Genomic DNA, 17,891 nt, shown 5'->3' with positions numbered 1-17,891 from the left:
ATCTGACAGAACTTGGGCATAGACTAGCTAATGATTTCTTTTTGCAACAATAACCGGGGAGATAAAAATGGCAACCAAGCTCATTTTGCTAGGCGCAGGGAAAATCGGGGATGCAATCCTCAATCTGCTTTCACATACTGGCGATTATGACATCACCGTCGCCGATCGCGACCCCGAACGTTTGAAATATGTGGAGCAAGCCGGCTTTCCGCGTACCCGCATCGTGCAGGCCGACCTCGGCGACCAAGAAATCGTCACCGAACTGATACGCGGCCATCAAGTCACGCTGTCGGCCTGCCCGTATTTCCTCACACCCATCATCGCCGGCGCTGCCCGCGCGGCCAACTCGCATTATTTCGATTTAACCGAAGATGTAGAAAGCACCCGCATCGTCAAGCAACTGGCCGAAGGGGCCGATTGCGCTTTCGTACCGCAATGCGGGCTGGCACCGGGCTTCATCTCCATCGTTGCCAACGATGTTGCTCTCGGTTTCGACAGCTTGCGTGACGTCAGCATGCGCGTCGGTGCCTTGCCGACCTTCCCCAACAATGCCCTCAAGTACAATCTGACTTGGAGCACCGATGGCTTGATCAATGAGTATTGCAATCCTTGCGAGGCGATTGTCGATGGACAATTACGCGAAACTGCGGCGCTCGAAGAAATCGAACATTTCTCGCTCGATGGCATAGATTACGAAGCCTTCAACACCTCGGGCGGCCTCGGCACTTTATGTGCAAGCTTACAGGGCAAAGTACAGAATCTCAATTACAAAACCGTGCGCTATCCGGGGCACCGCGACATCGTCAAGATGCTCATTCGCGACTTGGAATTAGGCAAACTCGAACGTCGACCGATACTCAAAGATGTACTCGAAACCTCCATCCCCATGACCAAGCAAGATGTGGTGCTGGTGTTTGTCAGCGTGGTCGGCATGCGCCAAGGCCGTCTCGAACAGGAATCGTATGCGAAAAAAATCTACGCACAAGAAGTCAATGCTCAGTTACTCTCAGCGATACAATTAACCACCGCGGCTGGAATTTGCACCATGGTTGACTTAGTGCTGAGCGGGAAGCTGCCACAGCACGGCTTGGTGCGCCAAGAGCAAGCCAAGCTCAGCGATTTCCTGTCCAACCGTTTCGGCCGCTACTACGCCATTTGATGCGCGCTCCTGCTGTTTTAATGTACTGATGAGGCTACCCGATGAATCCATCCTCCCTACCCACTTTACTGGCCCATTTCGGCATCGCTTTGGCGGCCCGTGCCGGCACCGATGTGCAGAGTATTTCGCCGATCAACGGCACCCTGCTGGCTAACTTGCGCGCCGACAGCGCCGACCAAATCGACGCCGCCGTCGCCCAAGCGCACAGCGCCTTCCTCACGTGGCGCAGCGTGCCGGCACCACGCCGCGGCGAACTGATACGTTTGCTCGGAGAAGAGTTACGCCAAAACAAAGCGGAACTCGGCCACCTCGTCACGCTCGAAGCGGGGAAAATTGTACAAGAAGGTTTGGGCGAAGTGCAGGAAATGATCGATATTTGCGATTTCGCAGTCGGTCTGTCGCGTCAATTGTACGGCTTGACGATTGCCTCGGAACGTCCGGGCCATCGCATGATGGAACAATGGCACCCGCGTGGCGTGGTTGGCGTGATCTCGGCATTTAATTTTCCGGTCGCGGTATGGGCTTGGAATGCGGCGTTGGCCATTGTTTGTGGCAACAGCGTGATCTGGAAACCCTCAGAAAAAACCCCACTGACCGCGCTGGCCACGCAGGCCTTGTTCGAACGGGCCCTGGCACGCTTCGGCAGCGATGCCCCGGTCGGCTTGACACAGGTATTGATCGGCACCGCTGCCGGCGCTGCGCAATTGGTGGCAGACCGCCGCGTGGCACTGGTAAGCGCTACCGGCAGCACGCGCATGGGACGCCAAGTGGCGAGCATGTGCGCCACACGACTGGTACCGAGCATACTCGAATTGGGTGGCAATAATGCCATGATCGTCGCTGCCAGCGCCGATTTGGAAATGGCGGTGCGCGCCATTACCTTCTCCGCCGTCGGCACGGCCGGACAGCGCTGCACCACACTGCGTCGACTGTTCGTTCATGACAGCATCTACGACACACTGGTTCCACGCCTCAAGCATGTGTATGCGGCTTTACCGGTTGGCAACCCTTTTGAGGCCGGCAACTTGGTCGGCCCCTTGATCGATCAGGCTGCCTATACCGCCATGCAAACTGCGCTCAGCAGCGCTAGCGCGGAACAAGGCCATTGCAGCGGCGGCGAGCGGGTCAGCGTACCGGGCTGCGAAGCCGGCTACTATGTGCGGCCGGCTTTAGTGGAAATGCCACAACAAAGCGCAGGCATGCACCATGAAACCTTCGCACCTATTCTCTACATCGTCCGTTACCATGAATTGCAGCAAGCGATCGCCTGGAATAACGAGGTGCCACAAGGCTTGTCCTCCGCCATTTTCACCACCGATCTGCGCGAAGCCGAATACTTCGTTTCGGCACTCGGCAGTGACTGTGGCATCGCCAATGTCAATATTGGTCCGTCTGGCGCTGAAATCGGTGGGGCTTTCGGCGGCGAGAAAGAGACGGGCGGCGGACGTGAATCGGGTTCCGATGCATGGCGTGCCTACATGCGCCGCGCCACCAATACCTTTAATTACAGCAATGCCCTGCCCTTGGCACAGGGCGTCAGTTTCGATATCGTGTAATCTCACAAGCAAAGCAGCGTAGTTCTGGCTGGCACACCGAAGGGTGCGTCAGCTGTTTTTTTTGTATGAACGTGGTAAATTGACAGGCCCTTGCCCCACATCACCTTAACCAGCGAGCAATCCTGATGAGTCACCGTTGCGCTTCCTGCTGCCGTCTTATCTGCGCCATCATCACGACACTCTGGCTCACAGCAGCGCTGGCCAGCGAAACAATACGTTATCCGCGTACCTCGACAAAAAATGACAGGCATGCGGACTACGTGCTGGAATTGCTCCAAGCCGCAATGAACAAGCTTCCGGGCAAGTACCATTTAGTCGCCAGCGAGCTCACTTATCCGCAAACACGCTTCATCAATGAAACCGCGTCAGCCAAGGGCAAGCTCGACCTCATCTGGACCATGACGACCGAGCAGCGTGAAGCCCAACTCATTCCCATCCGCATTCCCATCGACAAGGGTGCCTTGGGTTGGCGCATCGCTTTGTTGCGAAAAAACGATAAAGATTTGTTTAAGAATGTGAAATCGCTGGCAGATTTACAGCATTTCAGCGCGGGTCAGGTGCACGACTGGCCCGATACGGCAATTTTGCGCCACAGCGGCTTGCCTGTTAGTGTAGCCTCGTCCTATGAGCCGCTGTTCGCGATGCTGGCGGCCGCCCGTTTCGACTACTTTCCACGCGCTATTTTTGAGGTCTGGCAAGAATTCGATGAGCACCGCGAGCAAGGTATCGTCATCGACCAAGCTATCGTGCTGCACTACGACAGCGCCGAGTATTTTTTCGTCAGCCCGCGCCATGCGCAGTTCGCGGCGGATTTACGCACTGCTTTGGAGAGTCTGATAGTTAGTGGTGATTTTGATAAGCTATTTCAAAAATATTATCGCGATATCTTGTACAAAGCGAATATCCGACAAAGAAGCATTATCGAATTACCCAATCCCATGATTGCGCGCAACAAATTGCCGCTGAATCGCAGCGAACTTTGGGTGCAACCCTAAATTGGGAGGCAGAGGCGAATCAGACTAATGCCGTGCCGACACAAAACTCGGAATAGCGTTAAAATTGCGTTCCATACTTATGCAACACAGCAATTTCATGACCAATCCTCTTTCTGACCTGGCGATGACCCCACCGCAAACACGCGTAAAAAGCCTGGAAGGTATCAGCTTGGAGGCCATCTTGACCACCTTGTTGGAGCAGCATGGATGGTCGGTCTTGGCGCAAAGAATTCCGATTCGCTGTTTCGAACATGACCCCAGCATCAAGTCCAGCCTGCGCTTCCTGCGCAAGACCGCTTGGGCCAGAAGCAAGGTCGAACAATGGTATTTACAGAGCTGATTGAGCCGATTCGACCTGCGAGCATTCAAAAAATGGCTATGCCTGACAAAATTACTCAAGTTTGCTATACTTGACTAAATCGCTCAACAACTCAGCGTAAGCAGTCTTTTCCGCCTCAGGCAACTCGGAGCACACCATGCGCCTTACTACCAAAGGACGTTTCGCCGTCACGGCAATGATCGATCTGGCATTGCGCCAGGACAAAGGTCCTGTGACGCTGGCCGGCATCAGCCAACGGCAGGATATATCCTTGTCTTACCTCGAACAATTGTTCGGCAAATTACGTCGCCATGAAATCGTTGAATCGGTGCGTGGTCCGGGCGGTGGCTATCATTTAGCACGCAAAGCGCAGCAAGTCACGGTGGCCGACATCATCATCGCCGTTGACGAACAACTCGATGCCACTCAATGTGGCGGCAAAGGCAATTGCCACGGCACCGACCACATCAATGGCTTGCATTGCATGACCCACGATTTATGGGCGACGCTCAACGCCAAAATGGTTGATTACCTCGATTCCGTCTCTCTGCAGGACTTGGTCAATCAACAGAAACAAAAAGCCGCAGAAAACCAGATTGTGGTCATGCACCATGCGCATACCAGCCACATCGCCTCTTGATATTTGGAGTCCAGAATGAACGCACCATTGGAAAAAAGCTTGCTCGATACGCTCAAATCGCCGCACTTCCCGATTTACATGGATTACTCGGCCACCACGCCGGTCGATCCACGCGTCGCCGATAAAATGATTCCGTATTTGCGCGCGCAATTCGGCAATCCCGCTTCACGCAGCCATATGTATGGCTGGGATGCGGAAGCCGCGGTAGAAGAGGCGCGTGCTAACGTCGCCGCGCTGGTGCATGCTGATCCGCGCGAAATCGTCTGGACTTCCGGTGCCACCGAAAGTAATAACTTGGCACTCAAAGGCGCGGCGCATTTTTACCAAGCCAAGGGCAAGCACATCATCACCGTCAAAACCGAACACAAGGCCGTACTCGACACCGTGCGCGAACTCGAACGTCAAGGCTTTGAAGCGACTTACCTGCAACCGCAAGACAATGGTCTCATCACGATAGAACAATTGGCGGCGGCGATTCGTCCTGACACCATCTTGGTTTCGGTGATGTGGGTGAATAATGAAATCGGTGTAATTCAACCGATCGCTGAAATCGGCGAACTGTGCCGCAGCAAGGGCATCATTTTCCACTCCGACGCCGCGCAAGCAACCGGCAAGGTCGACATCGACCTCGAACAGATCAAGGTTGATTTGGTGTCATTCTCGGCACATAAATCCTACGGCCCGAAAGGCATCGGTGCTTTGTACATCCGCCGCAAACCGCGCGTGCGTTTGGAAGCGCAAATGCATGGTGGCGGTCATGAGCGCGGTTTCCGTTCCGGTACACTGGCACCGCATCAGTGCGTGGGCATGGGCGAAGCCTTCCGTTTGGCCAAGGAAGAAATGGACAGCGAACTCAGTCATGTGCGCGCCATGCGCGACCGCCTCGCGACCGGCTTGCAAGAAATCGAAGAAACCTATGTCAATGGCGACATGGCGCAGCGCGTGCCACACAATTTGAATGTCAGTTTCAATTATGTCGAAGGTGAATCCTTGATTATGGCGATCAAAGATATCGCCGTGTCGTCCGGTTCGGCCTGTACCTCGGCCAGCTTGGAGCCTTCCTATGTATTGCGCGCCCTCGGTCGCAGCGATGAATTGGCGCATAGTTCCATCCGTTTCACGATCGGTCGTTTCACTACCGAAGAAGACATCGATTTCACCATCAACCTGCTCAAAACCAAGGTTGAGAAGCTGCGCGCACTCTCGCCACTGTGGGATATGTACAAAGACGGCATCGATATTTCGAGCATACAGTGGGCCGCGCATTAAGCAGCGCAGCTGACACAAAACATGGTTCGCGCAGCGCGCGGACCTACCATCACACTATTGAGGAGCATTACCATGGCCTATTCAGATAAAGTTTTAGATCACTACGAAAATCCACGTAACGTCGGTGCCTTTGAAAAAGGTGACGACACGGTTGGCACCGGCATGGTCGGCGCACCAGCTTGCGGCGATGTCATGAAGTTGCAGATCAAAGTCAGTGCCGATGGCATCATCGAAGATGCTAAATTCAAAACCTACGGCTGCGGTTCGGCGATTGCTTCGTCGTCGCTGGTTACCGAATGGGTCAAGGGTAAAACGCTGGACCAGGCATTGGAAATCAAAAACACCGCCATCGCTGAAGAATTAGCCTTGCCACCGGTTAAAATTCACTGCTCGATTCTGGCTGAAGATGCGATCAAGGCAGCCGTGCTCGATTACAAAAACAAGCACAGCAGCGTCGCAGCATAAGTATTTTTGAAGGATCGACCATGGCTATTACACTGACAGAAAAAGCGGCGAAACACGTCACCCGTTATATGGAACGCCGCGGCAAAGGGATAGGCTTGCGCTTCGGCGTGCGCACTACCGGTTGCTCGGGCATGGCTTACAAACTCGAATATGTCGATGAAGTCGGCAGCGATGACGCCGTGTTCGAGTCGCATGGTGTGTCGGTATTTGTCGATCCGAAAAGCTTGCCCTACATTGACGGTACCGAGCTCGACTTTGCCCGCGAAGGTCTTAACGAAGGCTTTAAGTTCTACAACCCCAACGTCAAAGACGAATGTGGTTGTGGCGAGAGCTTCCGTATTTAAAAGGCGCGCATGCAAAACCATTTCGAGCTCTTTGCGCTGCCGGCGCGGTATGCTATCGACACGACACAACTCGAGCGCGCCTACCGCGAAGTGCAGAGCAAGGTACACCCGGATAAATTCGTGCAAAGCGGCGAAGCGGAAAAACGCGTAGCCATGCAATGGGCTACCCGCGCCAATGAAGCCTATCAAGTGCTGAAAAAACCGCTGCCGCGCGCGACTTATTTATGCCAGCTGCACGGTATTGATCTGCAAACCGAATCCAATACCAGCATGCCGGTGGCATTTTTAATCCAACAGATCGAATGGCGCGAAGCGTTTGACGACGCCCGTGCCGCCGCCGATACTGCGGCCTTGCACGCATTGGAAGCCGAGCTCACGACGAGCTTGAAAACCATGCTGGCGGCCTTGGCAAGCAGTTTCGATGACAGTAATTTCAGCGCCGCGACCGAACACATTCGTGCCTGCATGTTCATAGAAAAATTCCTCCAAGACATCGCCGCACTCGACGACTAACCCAGCGCATATTTTTTGCGTCAACCCGATGGCTCGCCATCCACGACATCACGATCATGGCATTACTGCAGATTTCAGAACCTGGCATGTCTACTGCCCCACATCAACACCGACTGGCGGTGGGCATAGACTTGGGCACTACCAATTCGCTCGTGGCTACGGTCCGCAACAGCATTCCCGAAATTTTGAACGATGAAGAAGGTCGCTCGCTGCTACCCTCGGTGGTGCGCTACTTGGCCAATGGTCATGCGCACATCGGCTTCAAAGCCCAAGCGGAACAAAGCAAAGACCCGAAAAATACCATCGTCTCGGTGAAGCGTTTCATGGGGCGCGGCCTCAAAGATATCGCCTATGCCGAAAACCTGCCGTATGATTTTCACGATGAACCGGGCATGGTGCAATTGAAGACCGTGGCCGGGCTCAAGAGTCCGGTCGAAATATCGGCGCAAATTTTGGCCACCCTGCGTCAGCAAGCTGAAGATGCCTTGGGCGACGATTTGGTCGGCGCGGTGATCACCGTACCGGCTTATTTTGATGATGCCCAGCGTCAGGCGACCAAAGATGCCGCCAAACTCGCTGGCATCAATGTGTTGCGACTGCTCAATGAGCCGACCGCAGCTGCGATCGCCTATGGGCTCGACAATGCCTCCGAAGGTACCTACGCCGTCTATGATTTGGGCGGCGGCACCTTCGATATTTCGGTACTGAAAATGAGCAAGGGCGTGTTCGAGGTGCTGGCCACCGGCGGCGATTCTGCGCTCGGCGGCGATGATTTCGACCACCGCTTGTTTTGTTGGATACTCGAGCAAGCCCATTTAGGCCCCTTGTCGCATGAAGACACCAGCATTTTGATGATCAAGGCGCGCGAGGCAAAAGAAATTCTCTCGTCCAAACCAAGCACATCGATTGATGCCAAACTCAATTCCGGCGAATCGGTGCATTTGCAAATCACGGCTGCCTTATTGGCCGAGATGACGCAGAACTTGGTCGTCAAAACCATGACGCCATGTCGCAAGGCCTTACGCGATGCCGGTTTAAGCGCCGATGACATCGATGGTGTCGTCTTGGTCGGCGGCGCTACGCGCATGCCGCATGTGCGTAAAGCCGTAGCAGAATTTTTCCAAACCACGCCGCTGGCCAATATCGATCCCGATAAAGTAGTCGCCTTGGGCGCGGCGATTCAAGCCAATCTCTTGGCCGGCAACCGTGCGCCCGGTGATGACTGGCTGTTGTTGGACGTGATTCCGCTCTCGCTCGGAGTCGAAACCATGGGTGGCCTGGCAGAAAAAGTCATCCCCCGCAATTCGACCATTCCATGTGCGCGCGCGCAAGAATTTACTACCTTCAAAGACGGCCAAACCGCACTGGCGATCCACATCGTCCAAGGTGAGCGCGAATTGGTGTCAGACTGCCGTTCCCTGGCACGCTTTGAATTGCGCGGCATTCCACCGATGGCGGCCGGTGCGGCGCGCATCCGCATCACGTATCAAGTCGATGCCGATGGCTTACTATCGGTCTCGGCACGCGAATTGCGCTCTGGAGTGGAAACGGCAATTACCGTCAAGCCATCTTACGGTTTGGTCGATGGCGATATTACACGGATGTTGCAAGATTCCTTCTCTTCGGCAGATAGCGATATGCAACAACGTGCGCTGCGCGAAGAGCAAGTCGAAGCAGAACGGATACTGCTGGCCACGCAGTCGGCACTGACGGCCGACCGACATTTGATTTCGGCACAGGAAGCGGCCACGATCGAAGCATTGATGGCCAGCGTGCGCCTCGCTATGCAAGACAGTGACCACAGAAATGTACAGAACGCCATCAGCGCACTGGCACAGGGCACGGATGAATTCGCCCAACGCCGCATGGACCAGAGTGTGCGCAGCGCGCTGGCCGGCAAAAAGCTCGATGAAATCGCCTGAAACGCCTGACACTTAACGGAAAAATTGACCCTACCATGCCAACAATAACCATCCTCCCCCACCCACAACTTTGCCCAAGCGGTGCCGTCATCGAGGCCGAAGAAGGCAAGTCGCTGTGCGAAGCCATGGTGGAACATGCTGTCGAAATCGAACATGCCTGCGAAATGTCGTGTGCCTGCACCACTTGTCACGTGGTCATCCGCGCCGGTTTAGCTTCACTCAATGCCTCCACTGAGGAAGAAGAAGACTTGCTCGACGCCGCCTGGGGCTTGGAAGTCAATTCGCGCCTGTCTTGCCAAGTCAAACTAGGTAAACAAGATATCACGATAGAAATTCCTAAATACACGATCAATCACGCCCGCGAAAATCATTGAGTCAATGCGCCGGAATGCCCCAGTTTTCCGGCGCTAATTTGGTGAGATTTCCCGACATATGTTGCAATTTAGCCATAAACTCAAGCATCGCTTGCCCTGACAGGTAAAACCTCTTAATATTTCTTGATTGCCTACAATTTGCCCTTAATCCGCACCGGATACTCCGGCACGAGGCCTCACCGGCCCCATGAGGTGTAGCACCCTACAGAACAGCGACGCTCGAGGATATTGCAATGCGGTTAAGAACGATTTTTCACACCACCCGCACACACATCTCGCTCAGGCTGGCGATTATTTTAGCGGTGGTATTCGGTCTAACCGTGCCGGCCGCAATTCTGATTCCGTATCATCTCAACAGCATAGAAATCGCTGCGCGCGCGCGCAACACCGAAGACCATCATCGTTTGGTTGATATTTTGTCGGTCATTTTGAGCGAACCTCTATGGCAAATCACACCGGAAATAGCCAATATTTCAAGCGAAGTGGTGTATTCCGACCCACGAGTGGCAACGATAGCAGTGATTACCCTGCCGGACCGCAAAGAATTCATCAAAAACAATGTGCGGCAAGCCAGCCAAAAGGGTCCGTTCACCAGTATGACGCGCCAGATCACCCATGGCGGGCAAGTGATAGGCGAAGTGACACTGACGCTGGCTGAAGATTTGCTACAAGAAAGCTTGCGTTCCGATTTCCGGCGCTATGTAACCACGGCGGTGCTATCGCTGTTCTTGGCGATTTTATTCATCCTGATGGTATTGCAGTGGCGCTTGGTCAAGCCGGTCAAGTTACTAATGGACCAATCAGACCGCCTCGCCAATGGCGAACTCAATGACCCGATTGCACTTGACCGGGAAGATGAGCTAGGCCATCTGGCGACCAGTTTGGAAGCGACGCGGCAAGCATTGAGACGCTCGTTCGGCGAACTGGAAATCAAAAATCAGCAATTGCTGGAATACTCAGGCACACTGGAATCGAAAGTCCGCCAACGCACGCAAGAACTGGAAAGCGTCAACACCAATCTCGAAGCCGCCTTACATAATGTCAACACCGCCCAAGCTGAACTGGCAAGGGTAGAACGCATGGCCGCCTTGGGTTCCATGGTGGCTGGCGTGGCGCATGAATTGAATACCCCCCTGGGCAACTGCCTGCTGGTCGCCAGTACCCTCGAAGAAGAAACGCGCCGCTTACTGCAAATGGTGGAAGACGGCCAAATGCGTCGTTCAGATTTGAACCGCTACGCCGCCACCGCGCTCGATTCCACCAAGCTACTGTTACGCGGCTTGCAACAGTCGGCGCATCTGGTCGGTGACTTCAAGCAGGTAGCGGTCGATCAATCAAGCGCACAACGTCGGCGCTTCGGCTTATTGGTAGTATTGCAAGAATTGAGCGCTCTGCTCCACTCCAGTCTGCGCAAGACCCCGTTCACCTTGGAACTTGACATTCCAGCCGAGATCGAACTCGATAGTTATCCTGGTTTGCTGGGCCAAGTATTTACCAATTTAGTCAATAATTCCGTCATCCATGGCTTGGAAGGTCGTAGTGAAGGACATATGCGCTGCTCGGCCAAGCAAAATGCCGACTATGTGATGATCACCTTCACCGATAACGGCAAAGGCATTCCTCCGGAAATCATCAATCGTATTTTTGAACCGTTTTTCACCACCAAATTCGGCCAAGGCGGCAGCGGTTTGGGTTTGAGCATTACTTTCAACATCATCGGCAATGTATTGGGTGGCAACATTCGCGTCATCAGTATGCCTGGGCAAGGAACGCGCTTTGAAATCAAGCTGCCGTTAATCGCTCCTGGCGACCGTGACAGCTCCGACCCCTTGCGCTCGCATCGATAGGCGGCGTGGTTTGAATTTGTAAAAAACAGATAAATTGAGCGCTTTTACGCCAGCGCAGCGCGCGAGCAAAAGGCGACATTAGGATATACTACGCCACATTTATTTTGCTCTGCGATTGCACAAATTAATACCATGCACCAATACCTAGATTTCATGCGTCACGTCCGTGACCACGGCAGCGTCAAGACCGACCGTACCGGTACCGGCACGTTGTCGACCTTCGGCTATCAAATGCGGTTTGACTTGAGCCAGGGCTTTCCGCTGGTAAGCACAAAAAAATTGCATTTGAAATCGATCGTGCATGAATTGATCTGGTTTTTGGCCGGTTCGACCAATATTGCTTATTTAAAAGAACATGGCGTCTCGATCTGGGATGCCTGGGCTGATGCGCAAGGTGAACTTGGCCCGGTATATGGCTCACAGTGGCGCAACTGGCCGACGCCGAACGGCGGCCACATCGACCAGATTACACAACTGATAAGCCAAATCAAGAGTAACCCCGATTCACGCCGCCTGATCGTATCGGCGTGGAATGTGGCCGACATTGAGCAAATGAAATTGCCGCCTTGTCATGCCCTATTCCAATTCTATGTTGCCGATGGTAAATTGTCTTGCCAGCTATATCAGCGCAGCGCCGATATTTTTCTCGGCGTGCCGTTCAATATTGCTTCCTATGCATTGCTCACCCACATGGTTGCGCAACAAACCGGACTGGCAGTCGGCGACTTCATCTGGACCGGTGGCGACTGCCATTTGTATGCCAATCATTTGGAACAAGTTGACTTGCAATTAAGCCGCAGTCCTTTACCGCTGACGCAATTGAAGATCGCGCGTCAGCCAGCTTCGATTTTTGATTATCGCTACGAAGACTTCGATTTCAGCGGCTATGAATTTCATCCGCACATCAAAGCCCCGGTCGCGGTGTAAGGGCACATGAGCATGTCCTCCATCACTCTGATCGTAGCGGTAGACCAACAGCGCGGAATCGGCATAGGGAATGCCATGCCTTGGCATTTGCCGGAAGATTTTGCCCATTTCAAGCGTACCACCAGCGGCCACCCCATCATTATGGGGCGCAAAACCTTTGAATCCATTGGCCGCCCCTTGCCGCAACGACGCAATATGGTCATCAGCCGTAACAGCGCTTGGCATGCCGAGGGTGTGGAAGTGTTCGCCAGTCTTGAAGCAGCCTGTGCCGCAGTGGCTGAGCAAGATAGTTTCATCATTGGCGGTGCCGACATTTACCGCCAAGCGATCGCCTTGGCCGACCGCTTGATTGTGACCGAAATCGCCGCCACCTATCCCTGCGATGCATTTTTTCCCGTCATCGACTTGTCCTACTGGCAGGTCGCGACGCGCGACCCGCACTATGCTGAGACACAAGATTTGCACTACCAATTTGTTACCTATACCAAAAAGTTTTAATTAATAAAACAATCCAACAGGGAAAATAATGTCCAGCGATGAATTTCACGTACATGGTCCGCATGACCACGAAGTTGAGCACGCAGCCGCGCACGGCAATAACGATTTCGCCGGACGGATCGCGGTCATGACTGCGATCTTGGCCACCGTCGGTGCCTTGTTCGGCTACGAGGGTGGTGCCACCCAAAACGATGCGGCCATGTTGAAGAATGATGCGGCGATCAGAAAGACCGAAGCCTCGAACCAGTGGAATTTTTACCAGTCCAAATCGAGCAAGCAAAACCTGGCTGAATTAGCCATGGTACTGCCTGGTGCTGACTCTGAAAAATACAAATCGGAAGTCGCGCGCTACAAGTCAGAAAAAGAAGACATTAAGAAGAAAGCGGAAGAGCTCGAAGCCCAATCGTCACATTTCGAAGAATTATCCGAACAAGCTTTGCACCAGCATCACCGCTGGGCGCAGGCAATGACGGCAATTCAGATCGCCATCTCGCTGGCAGCAATGACCTTGCTGACCAAAAAGAAGTGGCTGCAATTGACCTCCTACGGGGCGGCAGGCATCGGCGTTTTGCTGGCTGCGCTGGCCGCCTTACATATTTAAGAAAGCCTGAAGAAAGACCATCATGACAATTTATTTCCGCCTTGCCTTGGCTGCCGCCGCGCTCACCCTCAGTGCTGCGGCGTCAGCACAGACGTCGCAGTTCGTGCAAACGATTCCAGAATACTATCTGCCGAAAGACTTCAATTACTCGCTCGGCGCTGCTGCTATCTTCATGCCCAGCTATCAAGGTTCGAACGAGCGCCGCAAGGCGGTTTACCCCTTATTCGACGCGCACTGGAAGAACGGTTTTTTTCTCAGCACGGTCAACGGCCTCGGTTATAACTTTTCCAAAAGCGGCAATCTGCAGTATGGTTTGAGAATGTCGCTCGAAGGTGCGCGCGATGTCTCGCGCTCAAGTAAGTTACAAGGCTTGGGTGATGTCGCCACCACGATCGAGCCAGGTGCCTTTGCCAACTATCATATCAATCAGAATTATTCGCTGCTGACTTCGTTGCGCTACGGTTCCGGGGTAGATCATAATGGCCTGCAGGTCAGTTTTGGCGCCCGTGCGACCACTGAACTGAACGACAAGCATCGCCTGACCGCGACCGTCAGCGCGAACTGGGCGAATAGCCAATACATGCAGTCTTACTTCGGTGTCAACGCGACGCAATCACAAGCCAGCGGTTACACTCCATACACGCCATCGGCTGGTTTGACCGATGTTAAACTCGGTACCAGTTGGCACTGGACCATCGACACCAATTGGTCACTCACCACCGGTGCGACGATAAGCCGTTATAGTAACGATGTCAGTAAGAGTCCGTTCGTGTTCCAAAACAGTCCGGTCGTGGTTTATTCGGCAGCGAGTTACCGCTTCTGATCGACTTGCTGGCTGCACCGGAATGAAAAAAGTGAGCGCAGTGCTCACTTTTTTCATTCCGGCTGGCTCAGTGACAGAACTATGACTTGGCCACAGCCGGCATAAAAGTACAGATTTTTTTACATGACGCAGCACATATCTGAGAGAATTCGATTCTTTTAAAATTTCGGCGCGCAAGCGGTTGATGCAACTTGCCCAGGCGTCTCCCTTCCCAGAGCTTTTTGGAGACCACCATGAAATTCCGCTTCCCCATCGTCATCATTGATGAAGATTTCCGTTCCGAAAATACTTCGGGCCTCGGCATTCGCGCACTCGCCGATGCCATCGAGTCCGAAGGCATGGAAGTGCTCGGCGTAACCAGTTACGGCGACCTATCACAATTTGCCCAGCAACAGTCACGTGCCTCAGCCTTCATCTTGTCGATCGACGATGAAGAATTCGGCGGCGGCAGTGTGCTCGAAACCGATCATGCACTGAAATCACTGCGCGCCTTCGTCGAAGAGATACGCTATAAAAATGCCGATATCCCGATTTACCTGTACGGTGAAACGCGTACCTCGCGCCATATCCCGAACGATATCCTGCGCGAACTGCACGGTTTCATTCATATGTTTGAAGATACCCCGGAATTCGTCGCGCGCCACATCATCCGCGAAGCGCGCTCGTATCTGGATGGACTCTCACCGCCATTTTTCCGCGCCTTAGTCCATTATGCCAATGATGGCTCTTACTCATGGCATTGCCCTGGGCATTCCGGTGGCGTAGCCTTCCTGAAGTCACCGATCGGTCAAATGTTTCATCAATTCTTCGGTGAAAACATGCTGCGCGCCGACGTCTGCAATGCCGTCGAAGAACTCGGCCAATTGCTCGACCATACCGGTCCGGTCGCTGCGTCGGAACGCAATGCCGCGCGTATTTTTAATGCCGATCACTGTTACTTCGTCACCAACGGCACTTCGACTTCGAACAAAATGGTGTGGCACTCTACCGTCGCTCCGGGTGACATCGTGGTGGTCGACCGTAACTGCCATAAATCGATTCTGCACTCGATCATCATGTGCGGTGCCATTCCAGTGTTCCTGATGCCGACCCGTAATCATCTCGGCATCATCGGCCCGATCCCGCTCGAAGAGTTCAGCATGGAAAGCATCATGCGCAAGATCGAAGCCAATCCCTTCGCGCGCGAAGCGAAAAACAAAAAGCCGCGTATTTTGACTATTACCCAGTCAACCTATGACGGCGTGCTGTACAACGTCGAAGTACTGAAAGATTTGCTCGATGGTGAAATCGACACGCTGCACTTTGATGAGGCTTGGCTGCCGCATGCGACCTTTCACGATTTTTACAAAGATATGCATGCCATCGGCAAAGACCGTCCGCGCGCGAAAACATCGATGATTTTCTCGACCCAGTCGACGCATAAGTTACTCGCCGGGATTTCGCAAGCTTCGCAAATCCTGGTGCGCGAATCGGAAACCCGCAAGCTCGACCGCGACAGCTTCAACGAAGCTTATCTGATGCATACCTCAACCTCGCCACAATATTCGATCATCGCCTCGTGCGATGTCGCAGCGGCGATGATGGAAGCCCCAGGCGGCACGGCCTTGGTTGAAGAATCGATACTCGAAGCACTCGACTTCCGCCGCGCCATGCGCAAGATTGATGAAGAATGGGGCAAAGACTGGTGGTTTCAGGTATGGGGCCCGAATGAGTTCGCCGCTGATGGTATCGGTTCGCGCGAAGACTGGATTATCCGCGCCGAAGATGATTGGCACGGCTTCGGCAATCTGGCCGCCGGCTTTAATATGCTCGATCCTATCAAAGCCACCATTGTCACCCCGGGCTTGTCGCTCGAAGGTCAGTTCGGCGAAACCGGCATTCCGGCGTCTATCGTTACCAAATACTTGGCAGAACACGGTGTGATCGTGGAAAAATGCGGTCTCTACTCGTTCTTCATCATGTTTACCATCGGCATTACCAAGGGCCGTTGGAATACCTTGCTGACTGCACTGCAGCAGTTCAAAGATGACTACGATAAGAATCAGCCAATCTGGCGCATCCTGCCGGAATTCGCTGCCGCCAACCCGCGCTACGAAGGTCAGGGCCTGAAAGACCTGTGCCAAGGCATACATGCAGCTTACAAAGGCTATGATGTGGCGCGTTTGACGACGGAAATGTATTTGTCCGACATGCAGCCAGCCATGAAGCCATCGGATGCCTTCGCCATGATGGCGCATCGCGAAACTGAACGGGTCTCGATCGATGAACTCGAAGGTCGCGTTACGGCAATTTTGCTGACCCCTTACCCACCCGGCATTCCACTGCTGATTCCGGGTGAGCGCTTCAATCGCACCATCGTCGATTACCTGCGCTTCGTACGTGATTTCAATGAGCGCTTCCCTGGCTTTGAAACCGATTGCCACGGCTTGGTAAAGGCGGAAATCGATGGCAAACGCGGGTATTTCGTTGACTGTGTACGCGCCACTTCCGAGGGTGGTCGCTGAGCGCTCAAGCGCGTACAAGCTTAACATTTACACGCTGAACTAATGGATGGGAAAACAACAAGTTCTCCCATCCATTTTTTTGTCAAGCATTTCTTTTTCATCTGATTTATCATTTCATATCATTTGGCACAAGGCTCATCGGCGCCGCGAATTGGAGTACCATCGCAGCTCATAGCATCAATACAAGGCTCTGGTTTTATGATGGATAAACTCAATGAGTGACCTGCAAGGACTCATGTCACTCAAGCATGCTGACATTCTCGTCGGACAAACAATCAGCTGGCCGATTTACAATCAGGATGGTGCCATCCTGTTCGAGGCCGGCGTGCTGATTGAAGATCAGCGACAGCTCGAGCATTTGCTCGAAGTTGGTTATTGTGAAGCCGATTATCTGTGGGACAGCATCCCTGGCAAAATCGTCGCGCCGGTGCAAGCCGAGCCGGTGGCTGAAGTCAAAGCGAAACCTGCCGAAGAGATCAACAAAGAATCGGTTATCGAACTCGACAGTGTGCGTTGGACCGTCGGCGAAGTGTTTTATCTGCAAACCCACGACCAACAAGCGACGCGCTATACGGTGCGCTTGATCGGCTATGTCAAAAACAAATCTTTATTGGTGACCGCACCGACCATCGACGGCCGCGCGGTCAGCCTGCGCGAGGGGCAAACCTTCATCATCCGCGCCTTCCCTGGCAAGAAAGCCTATGCGTTTACAGCGGCATTGATCAAAAATGTCTACAGCCCGCACACTTACCTGCACCTCAGTTATCCCTCACAGGTGCGCTCGACCACAATACGCCAAGGGGCGCGGGCGGTAGTGAAAATCATCGCTTCCGTCACCATAGGCGCACCCGAACAAACCGCGACTGCCGTACTTGGCGATCTCAGCATGGGCGGCACCTCGGGCTTAATCAAGAAAGAACTCGGCCATAAGGGCGACACCGGCTTCATCAAGTTCAAAGTCAATGCCGCCGGCAGCGACGAATATTTATCCATCAAGGTGATGCTGCGTTCGCTGGCCGCCACCGAAAACGGCAAAGAGTTCCGTCATGGCTTTGAATTTGTCGATGTCTCGCCACAATCGAAACTGATCCTCTCGGCGTTTGTTCATCAAACCTTGGCCGAGATGGATTGAATC

At 53.6% G+C, this 17,891-nt stretch carries 18 protein-coding genes; all 18 read left to right on the top strand.

The features are described 5' to 3' along the window. The first annotated feature begins 67 nt into the window (after window positions 1-67). Window positions 68-1,159: a saccharopine dehydrogenase family protein gene (locus RHM61_RS14470; protein WP_322248003.1), complete on the top strand. Its 1,092-nt coding sequence runs from the start codon at window positions 68-70 to the stop codon at window positions 1,157-1,159. A gap of 41 nt (window positions 1,160-1,200) precedes the next feature. Next, the gene (locus RHM61_RS14465; protein ID WP_322248002.1) at window positions 1,201-2,715 is read left to right on the top strand and encodes an aldehyde dehydrogenase family protein; all 1,515 of its coding nucleotides are present in this window, start codon (window positions 1,201-1,203) and stop codon (window positions 2,713-2,715) included. A 125-nt stretch (window positions 2,716-2,840) separates the two neighbouring features. Then, window positions 2,841-3,710 carry a transporter substrate-binding domain-containing protein gene (locus RHM61_RS14460; RefSeq protein ID WP_322248001.1) on the top strand — a complete coding sequence of 290 codons (870 nt, stop codon included), beginning with the start codon at window positions 2,841-2,843 and terminating at the stop codon, window positions 3,708-3,710. A 97-nt stretch (window positions 3,711-3,807) separates the two neighbouring features. Next, entirely contained in the window at window positions 3,808-4,050 is a 243-nt protein-coding gene (locus tag RHM61_RS14455) for a VF530 family protein (RefSeq protein WP_322248000.1), read from the top strand. A gap of 136 nt (window positions 4,051-4,186) precedes the next feature. After that, entirely contained in the window at window positions 4,187-4,669 is a 483-nt protein-coding gene (gene iscR, locus RHM61_RS14450) for a Fe-S cluster assembly transcriptional regulator IscR (RefSeq protein ID WP_322247999.1), read from the top strand. Window positions 4,670-4,684: 15 nt separating this feature from the next. Beyond that, window positions 4,685-5,938 carry an IscS subfamily cysteine desulfurase gene (locus tag RHM61_RS14445; protein WP_322247998.1) on the top strand — a complete coding sequence of 418 codons (1,254 nt, stop codon included), beginning with the start codon at window positions 4,685-4,687 and terminating at the stop codon, window positions 5,936-5,938. Window positions 5,939-6,010: 72 nt separating this feature from the next. Beyond that, complete coding sequence (gene iscU / locus RHM61_RS14440; RefSeq protein WP_322247997.1) at window positions 6,011-6,403, top strand: Fe-S cluster assembly scaffold IscU; 393 nt, start codon at window positions 6,011-6,013, stop codon at window positions 6,401-6,403. Window positions 6,404-6,423: 20 nt separating this feature from the next. Beyond that, entirely contained in the window at window positions 6,424-6,747 is a 324-nt protein-coding gene (iscA, locus tag RHM61_RS14435; RefSeq protein WP_322247996.1) for an iron-sulfur cluster assembly protein IscA, read from the top strand. Window positions 6,748-6,756: 9 nt separating this feature from the next. Then, window positions 6,757-7,260 (top strand): Fe-S protein assembly co-chaperone HscB, encoded by a 504-nt coding sequence (hscB, locus tag RHM61_RS14430; protein ID WP_322247995.1) that lies wholly within the window; start codon window positions 6,757-6,759, stop codon window positions 7,258-7,260. A 56-nt stretch (window positions 7,261-7,316) separates the two neighbouring features. Continuing rightward, complete coding sequence (gene hscA, locus RHM61_RS14425) at window positions 7,317-9,182, top strand: Fe-S protein assembly chaperone HscA (protein WP_322247994.1); 1,866 nt, start codon at window positions 7,317-7,319, stop codon at window positions 9,180-9,182. Between the two features lie 35 nt (window positions 9,183-9,217). After that, window positions 9,218-9,556, top strand: coding sequence for an ISC system 2Fe-2S type ferredoxin (gene fdx / locus RHM61_RS14420; protein ID WP_322247993.1), 339 nt, complete (start codon window positions 9,218-9,220; stop codon window positions 9,554-9,556). A gap of 233 nt (window positions 9,557-9,789) precedes the next feature. Then, the gene (locus tag RHM61_RS14415; RefSeq protein ID WP_322247992.1) at window positions 9,790-11,403 is read left to right on the top strand and encodes a sensor histidine kinase; all 1,614 of its coding nucleotides are present in this window, start codon (window positions 9,790-9,792) and stop codon (window positions 11,401-11,403) included. A gap of 132 nt (window positions 11,404-11,535) precedes the next feature. Continuing rightward, a complete protein-coding gene (locus tag RHM61_RS14410; RefSeq protein ID WP_322247991.1) occupies window positions 11,536-12,330 on the top strand; it encodes a thymidylate synthase in 795 nt (264 codons plus the stop codon). A gap of 12 nt (window positions 12,331-12,342) precedes the next feature. Next, window positions 12,343-12,828, top strand: coding sequence for a dihydrofolate reductase (locus tag RHM61_RS14405; protein ID WP_322247990.1), 486 nt, complete (start codon window positions 12,343-12,345; stop codon window positions 12,826-12,828). 28 nt (window positions 12,829-12,856) lie between these two features. Beyond that, on the top strand, window positions 12,857-13,429 hold the full coding sequence (locus RHM61_RS14400; protein ID WP_322247989.1) for a DUF4337 domain-containing protein: 573 nt from the start codon (window positions 12,857-12,859) through the stop codon (window positions 13,427-13,429). A 22-nt stretch (window positions 13,430-13,451) separates the two neighbouring features. After that, entirely contained in the window at window positions 13,452-14,252 is an 801-nt protein-coding gene (locus RHM61_RS14395; protein WP_322247988.1) for a MipA/OmpV family protein, read from the top strand. Window positions 14,253-14,485: 233 nt separating this feature from the next. Next, window positions 14,486-16,756 carry an arginine/lysine/ornithine decarboxylase gene (locus RHM61_RS14390; RefSeq protein WP_322247987.1) on the top strand — a complete coding sequence of 757 codons (2,271 nt, stop codon included), beginning with the start codon at window positions 14,486-14,488 and terminating at the stop codon, window positions 16,754-16,756. 214 nt (window positions 16,757-16,970) lie between these two features. Then, on the top strand, window positions 16,971-17,888 hold the full coding sequence (locus RHM61_RS14385; protein ID WP_322247986.1) for a flagellar brake protein: 918 nt from the start codon (window positions 16,971-16,973) through the stop codon (window positions 17,886-17,888). Window positions 17,889-17,891: the final 3 nt, after the last annotated feature.

The sequence above is a fragment of the Undibacterium sp. CCC3.4 genome (assembly GCF_034347425.1).
Lineage (GTDB): Bacteria > Pseudomonadota > Gammaproteobacteria > Burkholderiales > Burkholderiaceae_D > Undibacterium.
The sequence above is the reverse complement of the archived record's forward strand: the minus strand, read 5'-3'. Positions and strand labels throughout refer to the sequence as shown.

Coding starts and splice junctions, on each gene's coding strand:
- RHM61_RS14470 (WP_322248003.1), top strand. CDS start 68: ATGGCAACCAAGCTCATTTTGCTAGGCGCAGGGAAAATCGGGGATGCA.
- RHM61_RS14465 (WP_322248002.1), top strand. CDS start 1,201: ATGAATCCATCCTCCCTACCCACTTTACTGGCCCATTTCGGCATCGCT.
- RHM61_RS14460 (WP_322248001.1), top strand. CDS start 2,841: ATGAGTCACCGTTGCGCTTCCTGCTGCCGTCTTATCTGCGCCATCATC.
- RHM61_RS14455 (WP_322248000.1), top strand. CDS start 3,808: ATGACCAATCCTCTTTCTGACCTGGCGATGACCCCACCGCAAACACGC.
- iscR (WP_322247999.1), top strand. CDS start 4,187: ATGCGCCTTACTACCAAAGGACGTTTCGCCGTCACGGCAATGATCGAT.
- RHM61_RS14445 (WP_322247998.1), top strand. CDS start 4,685: ATGAACGCACCATTGGAAAAAAGCTTGCTCGATACGCTCAAATCGCCG.
- iscU (WP_322247997.1), top strand. CDS start 6,011: ATGGCCTATTCAGATAAAGTTTTAGATCACTACGAAAATCCACGTAAC.
- iscA (WP_322247996.1), top strand. CDS start 6,424: ATGGCTATTACACTGACAGAAAAAGCGGCGAAACACGTCACCCGTTAT.
- hscB (WP_322247995.1), top strand. CDS start 6,757: ATGCAAAACCATTTCGAGCTCTTTGCGCTGCCGGCGCGGTATGCTATC.
- hscA (WP_322247994.1), top strand. CDS start 7,317: ATGGCATTACTGCAGATTTCAGAACCTGGCATGTCTACTGCCCCACAT.
- fdx (WP_322247993.1), top strand. CDS start 9,218: ATGCCAACAATAACCATCCTCCCCCACCCACAACTTTGCCCAAGCGGT.
- RHM61_RS14415 (WP_322247992.1), top strand. CDS start 9,790: ATGCGGTTAAGAACGATTTTTCACACCACCCGCACACACATCTCGCTC.
- RHM61_RS14410 (WP_322247991.1), top strand. CDS start 11,536: ATGCACCAATACCTAGATTTCATGCGTCACGTCCGTGACCACGGCAGC.
- RHM61_RS14405 (WP_322247990.1), top strand. CDS start 12,343: ATGTCCTCCATCACTCTGATCGTAGCGGTAGACCAACAGCGCGGAATC.
- RHM61_RS14400 (WP_322247989.1), top strand. CDS start 12,857: ATGTCCAGCGATGAATTTCACGTACATGGTCCGCATGACCACGAAGTT.
- RHM61_RS14395 (WP_322247988.1), top strand. CDS start 13,452: ATGACAATTTATTTCCGCCTTGCCTTGGCTGCCGCCGCGCTCACCCTC.
- RHM61_RS14390 (WP_322247987.1), top strand. CDS start 14,486: ATGAAATTCCGCTTCCCCATCGTCATCATTGATGAAGATTTCCGTTCC.
- RHM61_RS14385 (WP_322247986.1), top strand. CDS start 16,971: ATGAGTGACCTGCAAGGACTCATGTCACTCAAGCATGCTGACATTCTC.